Origin of the sequence: Nitrosomonas ureae, from assembly GCF_900206265.1 — a bacterium.
Lineage (GTDB): Bacteria > Pseudomonadota > Gammaproteobacteria > Burkholderiales > Nitrosomonadaceae > Nitrosomonas > Nitrosomonas ureae_C.
Map to the genome: position 1 here is coordinate 172,553 of NZ_LT907782.1, position 17,633 is coordinate 190,185.

The following is a 17,633-nucleotide window of genomic DNA, read 5'->3' on the forward strand; positions in this document are numbered from 1 at the left end:
GCGTATTTTTAACCTGAAGCTGAACTCTGTTGAAACTAAGTCTATTTTAAAGATTGATCCCAATAGGGTATATCGCCGACATATTCTGCGAGAAAATTAATAAATGCACGTATCTTTATAGGCAAATGCCTACTTGGGAGATAACAAGCATAAATATGGCGCTCTACCGATAGATATTCCGGCAGTGCCATCTGGAGCCGTCCTTTTTGTAGTTCCATGCCAATAGTATAAGTTGGTAGCAAAGCGATTCCTAACCCATGAAGAGCTGCCTGTGCAAGTGCATCATTATCATTGATACGTAAGGTTCCTGATATTGGAACCTTGATCCTGCCCGTCGGTCTGCTGAAACGCCAGTAGCCTTGCTCAACTGAGAGTGCACAATCAAGACAGTTATGTTTCTCCAGATCTTCTGGTGTTTTTGGCATGCCCCATTGCTGGAAGTACTGAGGTGTTGCACACAATATACGGCGCACGGATGCAATTTTGCGTGCCACTAGATTAGATAATGAAGTCACGAGATTAGAACGATGAGATTCTTGTAAAAACACAGGGATTTCATATGACATATCAGACGAAGTATGGTCGCAGCTAGAGACACATCTGCCTGGACGCCAAGGCGTTTGGTGAGGGCTGGCCAGAGATAACCGGCAATTCATCAATGCTGTTTTCTGGATTATGCGCACGGGTGCGCCATGGCGGGATTTGCCGCCGGATTATGGCGATTGGAGCAATACGCACCGTCGCTTTATTCGCTGGCGCGACAAGGGCATCTGGGAAAAATTACTGGAAGTGCTGATTGACGACCCGGATTACGAATGGCTGACGATTGATGCCAGTCATTGTAAGGTACATCCTCATGCTGCCGGAGCCAGAGGCGGGAATCAAGACATGAGCCGCACAAAAGGGGGCTCAATACCAAGATACATCTGGCCGTGGATGCGCATGGTATGCCGGTCAGAGTTTTTATTACACAAGGTACCACAGCGGATTGCACGCAGGCTGGCCGCCTGATCGAAGGGCTTGATGCGGATTATTTACTGGCGGATCGCGGTTATGACAGCAATGCGATTATTGAACAAGCAAGAAAACAGGGCATGGAAGCTATAATTCCTCCAAAGAAAAGCCGTGCAGCGCAAAGGTTCTACGATAAGGCATTGTATAAATTGCGGCATCTTGTAGAAAATGCTTTTCTGCACCTCAAGAGATGGCGCAGCATCGCCACAAGATACGCCAAAAATACCACCTCTTTTCTCGCCGCTGTACAAATCAGATGCATCGCTCTCTGGGCAAATATCTCGTGACTACACTATCTAGAGTAAAGCCAATGGAAGCTAGAGAGTTAATACAAGCACCTCAGTTATTTGTAGTTTATGCAATTACTATTCTCTATACAATCACATTTTCCTTAGCGGCGGTTGTGAACCAGCCTGCTGATGCTGCAGTGGGCGACTCACAAAGTATGCATCAGGCTACCAAGGCAGAAATACAACTTAACGCGGTGCGCAATAGCCGCTCAGGTTAAATTTAATATGTATTATATCCTTATGTTTTTGTTGAATAAATAGTTGTAGTAAGATGCAAGAAATAAACGGGAAATAAATAGCTCCGTGACAAAGCCACGGGGTTGTTTATTTCTATCAGCTAGTGATAGTACGTACAGGACGACTTTCAGGATTTCTGTCTTGAAAAGCAACTTCAAGAAAATTATCTCCACTGTATTTTTGTCTGTAGCTGATCTTTGTCTTTCCTCGCAGCCCCGTGTTGCGCGCCGAATTCCTTCAGTATTTCAGAAAATGGTTAATTGTTTTTTCAATTGCGCAGATGATCAATGCCATTGAAATAGCACCCGGATCGGGTGTACCGAGGCTTTGCTCCGCATGCGGGCGTGCGCGACCAATTCTGGGACGCAGATTCTTGGTGGCTTGAGCTGCTTCATTTGCTATATCGGTTGCAATAGCCCAGGAATCTACAATCGAGAGACCTTGTGATGCCGTCATGGTAAGTGCCGCTGAGAAGGGATGCAGAACATCAACAAGAGTCTTGTCGCCCAATTGTGCTTTTCCGCGATTGATTACATCGCGAAGCGCCGAGGCAATACCGACAGCAACTGCTGATGTATCAGGCGTGATTTCATCACCCAAAGCATCGCCTAAATTGCAGAGGATAATACCCCATAAAGCACCCGATGTGCCGCCAGCGCGATCCGACCAAGCATCGCCAGCGGTTTTAAGTAATGTTCCAACACCGGTTCTGGCAACTCGCGCTTCTTTTGCCGCTGTAACCGCTGCGGTGATTCCACGCTGCATACCGATGCCGTGGTCGCCATCACCTGCAATAGCATCCAATCGGCCAAGCTCCTCGCTCATTTCATTAATTGCTTTGCTGGCGGCCTTGAGCGCCAAGAATGATAGTGCTGCAGCTGATTGTGAGCTGGTAGAGCCAATTTCTAATGAGCGTGTGTTTCTATGTGAACTTGCTTCGACTGTGTCTATGTTGGAATAGGCAAAGTTGCTCCTATAAAAGGCTGGAGTGTCTGCTGACGCAATCCAGGTTTGCTCAAGTTCATCGTTTATCCAGAATAACGTCAGTGAGAGGCCTGCCATATCAAAACTTGTGATTAATTCACCCACTATGGGTTGGACAATGGTGAATCCATGCTCGAATAGCAATCGATCAACCTGACGATAGACGACAAATAATTCTTCATATTTCACAGTGCCAAGGCCGTTCAGTATTACACCGATACGTGCAGCATCAGGATTGAGGATCATCGAAGGAATTTCAGTGAGTAATTTGTTGACCAGCATGTTTGCCAAGTCATCGGCAGTTGGCGCATTGATGCGATAGAGGCCAGGTTCACCATGAATTCCCATACCAACTTCCATCATTCCGGTTGCAACTTCGAATAGTGGTTTATTGGCACCAGGCAGAGTACAACCGGAGAATGCGACACCGAGTGTCCGTACGCGATCATTGGCATCAGTTGCAATGCGGAAAACCTCATCGAGTGATTTTTCTGCATCTGCTGCCACAGCGGCTGCTTTGAAAACCGGCAAAGTTCCGGCAATACCACGGCGTTTATGTTTTTCAGTTAAGGGTGCAGAAGCGATGTCATCGGTTATAACCACCGTTCGAACATCGATCCCCATCGCGCGAAGTCGTTCCTGTGCTTGATTGAAATTGAGTACATCGCCAGCATAATTGCCATAACAAAACAAGATGCCGCCACCTGCATTCACGGTCAAGGCTACATTACAAATCTGTTGTGCTGATGGCGCTGCAAAGACGTTACCCATGGCGGCGCCATGTGCCAGACCCAGACCAACGAATCCCCCAAACGCTGGGTAATGCCCGGAACCGCCACCAATGACAAGTACGACTTGGCCTGGTTTGGCTTTATGACTGCGGATCACGCCGCCCTCAACCAAGCGTATTTGGTTGCGGTGTGCCGCAACATATCCTTCAATCAGTTCATCTGCAAATTTTGTTGGGTTATTGAATAAATAGGTCATTGTTTGAGTAGCTTGAGTAGCATTTATTATCGCTTCTCAAAATGTTTCGAGAAACATGTGTGATTTTTATTACTTACAAAGTGTAATTTGAGATTCTCCACAATCTTGCCGCGGGGTAGGTGCATAGTTGCGTGGAGCAAATTTATTCATCCTTTGCATATAAAGTGTTTAGATAAGCTTTAATACTTATCATTAGCGTATCGAATGTTGGGAAAAAATCAGCCAGAGCTTTTGCATCATTGTTTTTACCTGCTTGCTCCATTTGTGCGCATACTTCACCTAATGCAAGTGCGCCCACCGAACGTGCAGATGATTTGAGTTTATGGGCCAATGAGCCTACTGTTGTCAATTGATTTGCTTGATATGCCACGTGGAGTTCTGCTGCAATTTTTTCCGCACTGGTGTAAAAATCCAGCAGCATTTCTTTAATCATTGCTGGGTCATTTCCAACCAGCTGTTCGAGAACATGGATATCGAGCGGTATTCCGGTTGACTCAGCTTTGCTGTCAGTTAGGGCTGGTTGGGAATCAGATTGAGTAACTTCAATTAGCTTCCGATTGGGTAAGTATTTTTCAAGCATTGCGCGCAAATCTTCAAGCTGGACCGGTTTACTCAGATAGTCATCCATTCCGGTTTGCAGGCAGCGTTCCTTTTCTCCTTTTAGCGCATTCGCTGTCAAGGCAACAATTGGAATACGTTTTTGATTGGCTTCTATTGTTCGAATTTCTCTTGTCAATTCAAATCCATCCATTTCCGGCATGTGTAAATCAGTCAACAACAAATCATAATCCCCCGTTTGCCAACGTTTCAATGCTTCTTTTCCATCGCTAGCGATATCTGCTGCATATCCCAGCAGATTGAGCTGTTGGCGAATCACTTTCTGATTAATATCGTTGTCTTCCGCTACCAAAATTAGTATGCGCTGTCTCAAGGCTTCTTCACGTGAAATCGGTTTAGGCGCTGATGTGATTACGTTTTTCAGCGAAGGGGCTTCTTCTGTTTCTGCGTCTATTCTTCCGGCAGCAATCTCCATGGCGCGAAATAAAGATTGACGATACATGACATCACCATCCAACGTAATGATGTCGATATCTTCGATGCGCGCCTGCCGGCGACGGCCCCGCTTAATCACAATAAAGCGAGGTTCAATAAAAGGATGCGATTGATATAATCCTGTTTCTGCGGCATTCTTTATCGTTTCAGAACGAGCATTAAACGCAGCACGTAATTCTTCAATGGAAGGAACTTGCTCTCCGGCATCGATAACGACGAGCCACAATCCGGGAGTAAGCTTCTGAATAATCTTCTCAATGTTGGTGAGATGAGGTGCCTGCTCAACCACTGCACCTGCACTTCTTAAATAAACAGCCAAATCATTGCTCAACCCATCATTCTCACCCAATATCAAGCAATTCATGCCGGCGAGATCATCGATCTTGTGGTCGGCATATGAGATCTTGGTGAGAGGTTTAAAAGGCATTTGTATAATAAAAGTGGAACCATGTTGAGGCGCGCTTTGTACCGTGATTTCAGCATCCATCAATTCTGCCAGATGATGCGAAATTGCCAAACCAAGCCCGGTTCCACCAAATCGCCGTGTAGTAGAAGGATCACCTTGCGAAAAGGATTTAAACAATTTCTCCTGAGTTTCTTTATTCATCCCGATACCATTGTCGGTGATCTGGAAAGTAACAACTACTTGATCAGGATTGGATTCGGTTAGTAATACCCGCACCGATACTTTGCCTTGCTTTTCTTGCTTGCTGGAAAATTTAATTGCGTTATTAATAATATTTACCAATATTTGGCGAAGTCGCAGGGGATCTCCCAGCATATTCTCCGGAATTTCCGGATCAATAAATAAGGTTAATTCCACTTTTTTACTGAGAGCAACATGTGCCAGCATACCGCAAGCGTTTTCGACAATATTGGCTAATGACATTGGAATTTTTTCGATTTCCAGTTTGCCAGCTTCGATTTTCGAGAAATCAAGAATATCTTCAATTATGGAAAGCAGCGAATAAGCGGAATCGCGTATCAAGTTAGCCATTTCCATTTGATAGCCGGTCAGGCTGGTTTGCCTAAGTACATCAATCATGCCAATCACGCCATTCATCGGTGTGCGAATTTCGTGACTCATGGCGGCCAGAAAAGCTGATTTAGCTTTATTAGCTTGCTCCGCCTCAATCCGAGCTTGTTGTAAATCGTTCATAATGCGTACATGTTCACGAATGTCCCGCATTACTCCGGTAAAGTGCCGTTCTTCGCCCACATAATACTCACTGACCGCTAAATATAGCTCGATTCGTTCGCCATTTTTGCGAATGCCTTCCACTTCACGTCCACGGCCGATACCATGCGATCCAGATAAATAAGGGCGACCGACATATTCCTGGCCATGGCCCGTACGGCAGTAATTTTCCATATAACTGATATGCTTACTACGGTCCGGTTCGGGCACGATGATCGATATATTTTGTCCAATCATTTCATCGTGACTATAGCCAAACAGTTTTTCCATTACCGGATTGACGGAAAGAATCTTGCCTATTTCGTCAGTAGTAACTACACAATCCACCATGTGCTCAACAACAGAACGCATTTCCTCTTCTTTAATCGCCAAAGCGGAATTTGCCCGCTGCAGATCTGCTGTACGAGCGGCAACTCTGTTCTCCAGCTCCAAATTACTGGCGTTCAGACGCTCCACCATGAGATTAAATGTCTGTGCAAGCTGTCTCATTTCATCCCAACCTTCAATTGCGGCACGTAGATGCAAATTACCCGCCGAAATTTCTAATGCGCTATGATTCAAGTGCTTCAGAGGATCGACAACGCGGCGATTAAATAAAAAAGCTCCGAATAAAGCGGCGAGAAATGTGAGAATAACAATTATCACACCCACAAAATGCACTTGGTATACAGAAGCAAATGCCTCATCGGCATCGATTTGCACTACCATACCCCATTTCAAGCGCGGCAAATAGCGCCATGCTGCTACGACTTCTTGACCTCGGTAATTAACAGTTAACGCGCCTCCCGAATCACCATTCAGTGCATATTGGATAGCTGTGGAGAATGGTGGTTTATCAAGAGGAATTTTTCGTTTTAGTGCAGCGTCAAGATCATACTTGAGCGGAGCCATTACCAAGGCAGTTTGATCATTCTCAAGTCGTGCCACTATGGTTTCTCCGCTATTGCTAAGCCCCACGTTATTTGAAATTACAGAAAAAACCAGATGGCTATAAATTTGTAACGCTAGCACCCCTTGAATTTCTCCATCAATCATAATGGGCGTTGCAACAAATGCGGCTATGGCACCTTTGGACGGTTCGTAGTATTCAAAGTCAGAAATACTGCTTTGCAAATTATCCAACGCATGGCGGGTAACTTTACCCAAGCCGGTATCACGGTAGCGATCAGTTCGTAAATTAGTTGCAAAATCAGATTCATGAGCTTGAGAATAAACTATTGTTCCTTGAGTTGAAATTAAGAACAGATCATAGTATCTCGCATAGTCCAGAAAGCGTTTGAAACTCTCACGATAATTCGCATCCAATCTGCGATATTCATCGGAGTCCACTCCGTATTGTTCAAAGGCTGCGGTGAGTTTAATGATAGCTTCGTGGGTTGTGTTCATACCGCTTACTAAATAAACGTCAGACAAGCGTTCCAGAAGATAGCTATCAATTTGTTCGACTTTTTTGTCAGCGATGGCGGAGACTTTCTGAATGGCAGCTTCTTTTATTTCCGTTTCGAAGGTATGTAGTAAGCTATTACCAATAAATAGTATTGGTAATAAAGAAACTAATGTGAACCAGACAGCAAAACGCTGTGTAAGTGACGTGAATTTCACCAGTTTCTCCTAGTGATTATTTTGCTAATGGGATTGTTTAATTGGTTTTCTAACGCAATAAAGATGTCTCAATAGTTCCAATCTATAAGATTCAAATTAAGTCCTTCCCTTTGCCGCGAGCATTATTATATCTGCCGCTTTGCTTAAATAGTAAAAGACGTCTATTCTCTCCGGTTTAATGTTATTGCAAATTGTGCCGTAATTTGATTGCTTCAAATTTCCGTAACACATATGAAAGCATTTTGTATTGTTAATTTAAACCTAATTGCTAAAAATAGCGACACTTAGGAAGGAATGGATCAAAAAGGTAATTTTTCTTATAGAAAAAGTGTTGTTAAAAATAATTTTATGAGAATATGTTAAAGGAAAGGCGGTTCTGTCAAATATCTGTGATATTTAACTCATGTGAGCTCTGATAATTTGAAGTTGATGAAATATCTGTTTAGTGAAGCTACAGCCGGTCGTATTTGCCAGTGTCATATGCTCAACGTGATCTGCTTTTTAAGGCTCATTTGGTTGGGATTTCCTGCTTCTGGATGCATGTTGCTAGTTTTTCTCATACCATTTGCTGCTCATGCTCAGACTTTTGGTAAAGTGATACAGCCCTATGGAAGTTATATTTTTACCGCGGATGATAATTTATTGCGTTTTAGGGACAATCAGAGGGTCGACAACATTCCAGATGGAACTATTCGTAATGCGATCATTCAAAAAGACCTTTTTGATATGTCACATCGATTTACCGGGGGTGTTATCCTTCAGAAGGAAATCAGCCGGCAGCGATTAAGTGCCAACTTTAACTATAGCCGCGTTCAGTTCGAAAGATTCAGTGTAATGGACAATAATCTGAAAAATTTCAGCGGCAACTGGAACTGGTTTCTGGGAAATCAACTGGAAGGTAATATGGGGGCTAGTTATACACAATCTTTGGCACCTTTCTTGTTTCAGCCAGGTATTAAATCCATTCGTACCGAATTGACAGAGTATATTAATGCGGCTTGGCGGTTTCATCCAAGATGGCGATTGAATGGTGAGTTTACTCATTATGATCTGGGTATCAAGGCGCCTCCTGATGTTCCACGTTTAAGATTCCTTGAACGTACTGAAAACCAATTTGAAGGAGGAATTGACTATGTTTCCTCGCGAGGTACTGCTGGCAGAAATACAATCGGAGTACTTTTTCGGCACATAGACGGCAATTTTCCGTTTGAACCTACCTCAGCATTTGTTAATAATGATTACAAGCAACACGAAGTCATGGCTAAGATTAACTGGGATATCACGAGTAAATCCACTTTCCAGGTACGGGGTGGATGGGTAGATCGCCAGAATGCCAGTTTTGCACAGCGCGATTTTAGTGGATTCAATGCACGTGGTTTTTTACAATGGCGACCAACAGATAAAACTGGATTGACCGTTAGTGGGTGGCGCGAAACTTCAGCCAGACAAAATCTGACCGCAAGCTATAGCCTTAACACCGGCGTAAGCTTAATACCTTATTGGAATATCACAGAAAAAGTACGAATGGAGGGAGACTTCTCGTACGAAACACGCAACTTTGGTAATCGTATAACAAATCTTACTGATCCAGAATTATCAAATGCTTTAGGTGTGCACAATAGAATTCGAAATGCTACTGTCCGATTTGTATATAACCCTTATCTTGGTCTCGAACTTAGTGCTTCAGCCTATCATGCCGATTTAAAATCAGATTCCGTTTTTGGCGGTTTTAACGCCAATGGTGCCAATGTCAATCTGCAATATACTTACGGACAACGATGACAGTTAATGATTTGCCCATAGTAGCCTTTTTCAAGCACTTGCTTGATCCATTTATTATATGGAGTATGCTGATATTGACAACCTGGTTCTATCGGGAAGATTTCACCAGTTACTATTTGATACTAGTCATTATCACTTTCTTTATTTCCTCATATATTTTTGAGCGTATTCTTGTTTACCGTAACTGGCGCAAGGGGCGTTTGCTTGCTTATATGCGCGATACTGTGATGGGTTGGCTAATCATTGTAGCCATCCTGATATTTCTGGGCTATGCCACTAAGTTTCATAATCAGTTTTCAGGAGAAGTTCTGCTGACTTGGTTTATTGCTACGCCTTTGATGTTGATCGCAAGTCATCTGACAGTGCATAGCATTGTTGCCAGTCTGTATCACAAAGGCAAATTGCGTTCGGCAATAATCATTGGAATCAACGAGAACAGTTTGCACTTTATCAAGCACATTGCTGATCATCCATTTTTTCTGATCAATTTCCAAGGTTTCTTCGATGAACGTAGTAGCACAAGAATTGCTGGTAGTTTTGGATCTCATGCGACCAATTCACCTGATGAACCTGAGACTGATCCGGTTTCCCGGTCGATCAATTTTGGTTCACGCTTGGGAGGACTCGAAGGTGTCGTGTCCTATGTTCAGAAGCATAGTATTGATATGGTTTTTATCAGTTTGCCAATGTCGTCTCAGCCACGGATCCAAAAACTAATGGATGAATTGCCTGATACCACAACTTCTATTTATTTTCTTCCAGATATTTATATCTTCGATCTGATGCAGGCGCGATTTGAGTATATTGGCGATATTCCGGTAGTCGCCATGAATGAATCACCCTTTACCGGTATTGATGGTGTGGTCAAATCCATCAGTGATTTTGTGCTCGCGTTGGTTATCATCATTTTATTGTCTCCTGTGATGGCATGTATTGCATTGGCAGTAAAATTTACTTCGCCGGGCCCTATCATTTTTAAACAGCGTCGATATGGTCTTAACGGTGAAGAAATCACCGTTTATAAGTTCCGCTCTATGACAGTCATTGAAGATGGTGCAAATATCCAGCAGGCAAAAGAAAACGACCAGAGATTCACCAGAATCGGTGGTTTTCTCCGGCGCACCTCGCTAGATGAGTTACCACAATTCTTCAAAGTGTTGCAAGGACGAATGAGCATCGTTGGTCCACGACCCCATGCGGTTGCGCATAATGAGCTCTATCGTAAATTGATCAAGGGTTATATGTTAAGGCATAAAGCCAAGCCCGGTATTACCGGCTGGGCTCAGGTTAATGGCTGGCGTGGCGAAACTGAGGTGTTGGAAAAAATGCAGGCCCGCATTGAACACGATTTGTATTACCTCAAACACTGGTCCATCTGGCTCGACCTTTGGATTATTCTTAAAACTGTTTTGATCGTCTTGCGTAAAGATAACGCATATTGATTACATGGATTTGAGTACGAAAGTAGCTGTTAATAGTGATCAAGAAGCAAATTAAGGTAACATGGTAGTTTCTTGATCGATCAAACAAAAGATCAATACGCACATTGTCGCTAAAATATATGGTTTGGGTAATTTTGGTGATGGCGTTACTTATTGGAATTCTGCTAAAATATAATATTCTATAAAAGTGTTAAGCAAGGAAAAGTTGTCATGGCTTATGTTGTAACTGAAAATTGTATTAAATGTAAATATACGGATTGTGTAGATGTATGTCCGGTCGATTGCTTTCGTGAAGGACCTAATTTTCTAGTGATAGATCCAGATGAATGTATTGATTGTACATTATGTGTTGCAGAATGTCCGGTAGAGGCTATTTATGCGGAGGATGATGTACCTGATGAACAGACGCACTTTATTTCATTGAATGCTGAACTATCCAAAGAATGGCGTCCGATTATTGAAAAAAAAGATGCGCTGCCTGATGCAGATGATTGGGCTAGCATTAAAGATAAACTGGATCAACTGCAACGCTAAGTGGGAATGGCGGTAACTCAGATGCCGCATGTTTGATTCTTCACAATTCCCGCAGATTCCTTTCGACGAAGTTTCTAAGCGCATAAATGCTGACAGCTTGGTGGTTACACCCAATCGCAGGCTTGCATTAGCGCTTAATGAAAAATTTAATCAAGATCAAATCAAACAGAAAAAGACTGCATGGTACTCAGCAGACATTCTGCCATTTTCTTCGCTAATTGAGCGAATTTATCTCGAATCATTATATGTCAAGCCGGTAGTTGCATTACCCTTGTTACTGTCTGTATATCAGGAACAAGTGCTTTGGGAATCAATTATTCTATCCTCGGAAGCTGGGAAAGCATTATTAAGAATTTCACAGACAGCCCATTTAGTCAGTGAAGCATGGCATCTCGCACATGCCTGGCGGTTGATTCATCGTCTAGGCGATATTGTACCGAATGAAGATATTAGGGAGTTTCTAAGTTGGGCGGAAACTTATCAAAATATAACGACACTGACCCGGCAAACGGATCAAGCGCGTATTTGTGATCTGATCACAGAACAATATGAATTTCTAGATATTAAAAAGCCATCTCAAATAATTTGCTATGGTTTCGATGTTATTACACCACAGCAAATTCTTTTTTTAAAGAAGCTGAATAATTGCGGTTGTGAGGTTGTGATCGCTAATCCAGCCATACAATGGCCGCAATCATTAGCAACCATTCAACGATTTGAATATACGAATAGCCAGGAAGAAATTTATCAAGCTGCAATATGGGCACGCTCCAAAATTGAAACAGTAAGTAATAGTGTGAATAGTGTGCGCGTAGGTATCGTGGTACCGGCATTGATGAAATATCGGAATACGTTGATTCGTATTTTTAAGGAGGTAATGCATCCGGATATTCGACTTGCATTGCCAGGAGCAAAGCGAAATATTGCACCCTTTAATGTGTCTCTGGGTTTGGCGCTAATAAATTATCCATTGATTGATATAGCTTTTGTGAGCCTGGCATTACTGGATCAGAAAGTGGAATTTAATCGCATTAGCTATTGGTTGCGCTCACCATTTCTTGCAGGAAGCGAAAATGAAATGAGTCAACGTGTGCTGCTCGATGCACAAATACGTCGTTTTTCTGAACCTGAGATTTCTTTGGAGCGGTTATTTATACTCGTATCGCGAGCAAGTGGAGGAAAGGAATGTCCAATTTTACTGCAGTGTTTGTCAGTATTAAGGATATTCCGTCAAACTAGGCTTCCGGAGTCAGCCAGTCATACAGTATTCGCAAGAATTATTGCCGAAGTATTGCAAATTTTGGGTTTTCCCGGAGAGCGTGGTTTGGATTCCAGCGAGTTTCAAACACTTAAAAAGTGGCAGATGCTTGTCGCAAATTTTGCAGCGCTTGATCAAGTCAACGCAAAAACCAGCTACCCTGAAGCTGTCAGCCGACTTAGACAGATGGCGGCCAATACCTTGTTTCAACCTGAAACACCTAATGTGCCTGTACAGATTATCGATGTATTTGAGGCGACCGGAATGGAGTTTGATCATCTGTGGGTCATGGGGTTATCCGATGAACAGTGGCCCTTGAGGTCCCATCCAAATCCTTTTTTGCCATTAGAGTTGCAACGCAAGGAAAAATTACCTTGGGGATCAACGTTGGAGTCATCTGCATACTGTCAACGATTGACACGGAATTGGCTATCTAGCGCCAAAGATATCATATTGAGCTATCCCAGATATAGTAACGATCGCGATGGGCACGAATTGAAATCCAGCCCATTGATTCGATCGATACCCCTCAGAGAAGCGGTGATTCTTGATATGGAACAGCATCATGAGCGAATTATCCAATCGTGCGAAATGGAATATATCGTAGATTGTGAATCATCACCGCTGGATAAAGAAATGGCTAAACAAGGTATCAAGGGGGGCACATCGATAATTAAGGATTATGCCGCATGCCCCTTTCGTGCTTGGGCTAAGCATCGATTATCTATTACAGGCCTGGATGCGCCGCACACAGGTCTGAATGCAGCGGAACGAGGCTTGTTGGTGCATCAGGTATTAGCACAGCTATGGCAACAACTGAAAACCAAAGAAGCGCTTGATGATATTAGTGATCACAATCTTGAGCGCATACTGGAAGGTATTACAAATAGTGTCATTTTACAGATGGAGCAATATAAGCCTATTGCACTTTCGGGACGTTTTGCACAAATTGAACAACGGCGTTTGTTTCGTTTGGTGCTTGAATGGCTGGATGAAGAAAAGAAACGGAGTTCCTTTAGGATGATTGCTGCGGAAGAGAAATGCCTTATTCAAATAGGCGATTTGATTTTGAACGCCCGCTTGGATCGAATCGATGAATTGGAGGATGGGCAATGGATCGTAATTGATTATAAAACAAGCAGAAAATCCATTCAGTCAATGATCGGGGAACGTCCTGACGAACCGCAACTTCCTTTATATCTCGTGATGGCAGGGATGAAACAACAAGCTGCAGGTGCTGCATTTGCGGTCATAAAACGAGGGGAAATGGGGTTTATGGCAGTAGCACGAGAAGCGGATCTATTGCCAGGTATAAAAGCTTTCTCGCAATTAGAAAAATGCACACGATTTAACACATGGGAGGAACTGATTGAAGCTTGGCGGCAATCTTTGACAAATCTGGCAACGGGTTTTTGCAATGGTGATGCCAGAGTAAGCCCCAAGAATTTTCCTGTAACGTGTAAGTTTTGTGATATGCAATTGTTTTGCCGGATTCATGAACGGATCGATGACAGCATTGAGTTGAGCAAGGAAAATGGCTAATTCTAAAATAATCCCTGATGCGGATCAGCGCCGCCAAGCACTTGATCCATCTCAGTCATTTATTGTTCAAGCGCCTGCCGGATCGGGAAAAACAGCGCTGCTTATCCAACGTTATCTCAAATTACTGACTTGTGTCGACACGCCTGAAGAAGTGGTTGCCATTACCTTCACGCGCAAAGCTGCGGCAGAAATGCGTACTCGGGTTCTAGCTGAATTAGAAATTGCACGCATTCCAAGTGATGCTGAAACTGCTCATGAAAAATTAAACCGGGAGTTGGCAGCGGCTGTTTTGCAGCGCGATCAACAAGCAGGCTGGTATCTTAGTGAGCACCCCGAGCGATTGCGAATACAGACGATTGATTCATTATGCGCTTCATTGACAAGACAAATGCCTATGTTGTCAAAATTCGGCGCGCAACCCGAAACGACTGAGGATGCTACTGATTTTTATTTGGAGGCGGTACGAGTTACGCTAGAATTGATGCAGCAAGACCACGCAATTGCCCATGATATAGAGCAGTTGCTTGAGCATCTGGATAATGACATGGCGCGCGTCGAAACTTTACTGATCGAAATGTTGGCGCAGCGTGACCACTGGTTGCGTCATATCCATAGCAAAACCCGTCAAGAGTTGGAAGAATCCTTGCAAAATTTGCGTCATCATGCATTGCAGTATGTTTGGCTGCAATTTCCCAAGGTGTTAGAAAATGAGTTGCTAGCATTGCTCCAATATGCTGCCACAAATCTGACTACTGATGGCAGAGAATCATTCCTTCCGCTTCCTAATCAAATATATAACCTTTCTTCAGTTGGTATTCAGCATTGGTGTGGAATTGCTGAATTGTTACTTACTCGGGAAGGTTCTTGGAGGAAGAAAATCTCTATCAATGAGGGTTTTCCGTCCGGCGGCAGCAAAATTGAGAAGGATGAAGCAAAGAAATGGAAGAATCGATGGAGTGACTTGATCGCTGCGCTTAGCTCAGAGGAAGTTTTCCGACAAACATTGCATGATGTGCGTCTATTGCCCCCCGCTTATTATACGGACAAGCAATGGAAAATTCTTGGTGCAATAACAAGATTATTACCGAATGCTGTCGCACAACTTAAGATTATTTTTCAAACCAGCGGTTTTGTAGATTTTTCGGAAGTTACGCAACGCGCATTGCTTGCACTGGGGGATTCCGAATTTCCTACAGATCTAGCGTTAGCATTGGATTATCGTATCCAACATTTGTTGATTGATGAGTTTCAGGATACTTCGATCAGTCAGTTTAAGTTAATTGAAAAACTTATTGCTGGCTGGGAAATGGGAGATGGGCGCAGTTTATTTGCCGTGGGAGATCCGATGCAATCCATCTACCGCTTTCGGGAAGCTGAAGTAGGGCTTTTTTTGCAAGCTCGAAATACCGGCATTGGTCATCTGGTCTTGCAGCCAATTACGCTCAGTTCTAATTTCCGCTCGCAGCAAGGCATCATTGATTGGGTTAATGAAACTTTTACACAAATTATGCCTGTTCGTGAAGAGATTGAATCGGGTGCGGTGTCTTATACGCCTTCAACTGCAATACACTCTAAGCTCACAGAGATCGCAGTGAAGGTATATCCATTATTGGATAAAAATCAGATTGCTGAGGCCAGACAAGTTATTGAAATTATCCAGCAAACTCGCCGTGATTATCCCACAAATACAATCGCAATTTTGGTACGTAACCGCAGTCATTTACAGGTGATTGTACAAAAATTAAAAGAATCCGGTTTACAGTTTCGTGCCGTTGATATTGAGTTATTGCATTTCAGGCCTGTAGTCCAGGATCTGTTGATTATTACTAGAGCATTGATAAATTTAGCAGATGAAGTGGCTTGGTTTGCATTATTACGTGCGCCTTGGTGTGGGTTTTTGCTTAAAGATATTGATGCTTTGCTTAGGACTAGAAAAGAAGAAGATTGTGACACAACTATCAGTGGGACAGTTCTATGGAAGTTAATTGGTGATCCAAATCATTGGTGCTATCTTTCAGATGATGCAAAGGCGCGAATAGAAAGGTTACGTGATGCTCTGGCACCTTGCATAATGCATCGGCAGCGCCAGCCTCTGCGCATGACGGTTGAGGCAATGTGGCAAGCTCTAGGTGGACCGGGATGCATTAATCCCGTTATAAAGAGAAATAGAAATGATATTTCAGCAACTTGGAGTGATGCTATGAGCTTCCTGGATTATCTAGAGAAGCAGGAAGAATCTGGTACGATTCGAGATCTGATAGGCTTTGAAAAAGGATTGAATGCACTTTACGCATCACAAGATGTAGGTGCAGATGATTCTTTGCAGATAATGACGATTCATAAAGCCAAGGGATTAGAATTTGATACAGTTATTGTGCCCGGGCTTGGTCGAGAGCAGCGTAGAAATGATAAGCAATTGTTAAAGTGGATAGAGCAACCGCATGATCGAATTAAAATTGAAAGTAAGTTAGTTAACCCGGAGTTATTACTTGCGCCCATTCCGGAAACAGGATTAGATTCTGATCCGATTTATAGGTGGATGGAAAAAATTGATTGTAAGAAGGAACAAAATGAAGCGGATCGCTTGTTATATGTGGCTGCAACACGGGCTAGAAAGTTTTTACATTTGTTAGGGCATGTAAACGTGGTTGAGAGTGAGGAGGGAAAATACATACCTAAAAAACCAGCGGTGGGTTCATTACTGCATAGGTTATGGCCTGTTATGCAATTAATTTATTTTGATGCCGCTGAAAAAAATACTATGGGTAGAAATTTTAAGCGAGAAGACAAAGATTGGGAAGGGTTAGTCAATGATATAGATAATCAAGGTATATATAGGTTAAAAGAAGGATGGGTATTGCCCGATGCGCCAAAATCAGTTGCCTGGAATGAGATATATGAAACTAAACAAGTTCAGCAAGATATTGAATTCTCATGGGCGAGCGAAATGGCTCGTCATGTTGGTAATGTAGTGCATCGTTGGTTAAAAAAAATTGCTGACGATGAGTTGCGTACCTGGGATGCGGCTCGTATACGGATGATGCATGACTGTTTTAAACAGAATTTACTTGCTGATGGCATGAACGGGAACGATAATGAAGTGGAGAATGCGATTGATCGAATCATTTTAGCATTGATTAATACGATCAGTGATGAGCGGGGGCAGTGGATTTTGGGCCGCCATCGACATGCAAAGAATGAATTGAGAGTTGTTGGAATTGTTGATAATAAACTCATGAATTGCGTGATTGATAGAACTTTCAATGATTCTATGGGAATTCGATGGATAATTGATTACAAAACAGGTAATCATGAAGGTGCAGATATAGAAAATTTTATGAATCGCGAACAGATTCGCTACTATGAGCAACTGAATTATTACGCAAAACTCATGCGGCAACTTGATTCGCAGCCAATTAAATTGGGAATTTATTTTCCACTTATAAAAGGTTGGCGTGAGTGGGAATAATAAGATGAAGCTAAAAATATTTCTGTTGATATTGGAGTAATGCTGATTATCCCTTTAGTTATTGTGAGTAAAGGGGAAAGAGGGGAAAGGAGGTGAGGAGGCCATAGGTTTGGGAAGGTAATTTTATGACAAATGACTTGACTTTGAACCCCAAGGTCGACTAGCCTGAGAGGTGTAGCTAAAAGCGGGGTAGAATAATATAAGTTATATGAAGGTTTTGGCTACCGAGTTTAGAAGTACT

Annotated in this window: 9 protein-coding genes and 1 pseudogene; 7 read left to right on the top strand and 3 right to left on the bottom strand. The window is 42.9% G+C overall.

All coding sequences use genetic code 11. The annotated features are described in order from the left end of the window. Positions 1 to 41 precede the first annotated feature (41 nt). Positions 42 to 566, bottom strand: coding sequence for a substrate binding domain-containing protein (locus CPG39_RS00760; protein WP_231990342.1), 525 nt, complete (start codon positions 564 to 566; stop codon positions 42 to 44). Between CPG39_RS00760 and CPG39_RS00765 the strand changes: the two are divergent. Beyond that, a pseudogene (locus CPG39_RS00765) lies at positions 553 to 1,301 on the top strand (IS5 family transposase). The gene CPG39_RS00760 and the pseudogene CPG39_RS00765 overlap by 14 nt on opposite strands. Beyond that, positions 1,298 to 1,522, top strand: coding sequence for a hypothetical protein (locus CPG39_RS00770; protein ID WP_231990343.1), 225 nt, complete (start codon positions 1,298 to 1,300; stop codon positions 1,520 to 1,522). Before CPG39_RS00765 ends, CPG39_RS00770 begins: the two are co-directional and overlap by 4 nt. A gap of 256 nt (positions 1,523 to 1,778) precedes the next feature. Here the strand turns inward: CPG39_RS00770 and CPG39_RS00775 are convergent, their stop codons facing one another. Next, positions 1,779 to 3,512 (bottom strand): dihydroxyacetone kinase family protein, encoded by a 1,734-nt coding sequence (locus CPG39_RS00775; RefSeq protein ID WP_096291601.1) that lies wholly within the window; start codon positions 3,510 to 3,512, stop codon positions 1,779 to 1,781. A gap of 142 nt (positions 3,513 to 3,654) precedes the next feature. Then, entirely contained in the window at positions 3,655 to 7,365 is a 3,711-nt protein-coding gene (locus CPG39_RS00780) for a response regulator (protein ID WP_096291602.1), read from the bottom strand. 540 nt (positions 7,366 to 7,905) lie between these two features. On the opposite strand from CPG39_RS00780, the gene epsL reads away from it, so the two are divergent. The 5 genes from epsL to CPG39_RS00805 all read left to right on the top strand — a co-directional run bounded on the left by epsL (position 7,906) and on the right by CPG39_RS00805 (position 17,392). Next, positions 7,906 to 9,147, top strand: a complete 1,242-nt coding sequence (epsL, locus tag CPG39_RS00785) for an XrtB/PEP-CTERM-associated polysaccharide biosynthesis outer membrane protein EpsL (RefSeq protein ID WP_231990344.1) — start codon at positions 7,906 to 7,908, stop codon at positions 9,145 to 9,147. Next, positions 9,144 to 10,589 (top strand): undecaprenyl-phosphate glucose phosphotransferase, encoded by a 1,446-nt coding sequence (locus CPG39_RS00790; RefSeq protein WP_096291604.1) that lies wholly within the window; start codon positions 9,144 to 9,146, stop codon positions 10,587 to 10,589. Before epsL ends, CPG39_RS00790 begins: the two co-directional genes overlap by 4 nt. A 210-nt stretch (positions 10,590 to 10,799) precedes the next feature. Further along, positions 10,800 to 11,123 carry a ferredoxin FdxA gene (gene fdxA / locus CPG39_RS00795; protein WP_096291605.1) on the top strand — a complete coding sequence of 108 codons (324 nt, stop codon included), beginning with the start codon at positions 10,800 to 10,802 and terminating at the stop codon, positions 11,121 to 11,123. A 28-nt stretch (positions 11,124 to 11,151) separates the two neighbouring features. Continuing rightward, positions 11,152 to 13,923, top strand: coding sequence for a PD-(D/E)XK nuclease family protein (locus tag CPG39_RS00800; protein ID WP_096291606.1), 2,772 nt, complete (start codon positions 11,152 to 11,154; stop codon positions 13,921 to 13,923). Further along, positions 13,916 to 17,392, top strand: coding sequence for a UvrD-helicase domain-containing protein (locus tag CPG39_RS00805; RefSeq protein WP_096291607.1), 3,477 nt, complete (start codon positions 13,916 to 13,918; stop codon positions 17,390 to 17,392). The genes CPG39_RS00800 and CPG39_RS00805 overlap by 8 nt, the downstream gene beginning before the upstream one ends. Positions 17,393 to 17,633 lie beyond the last annotated feature (241 nt).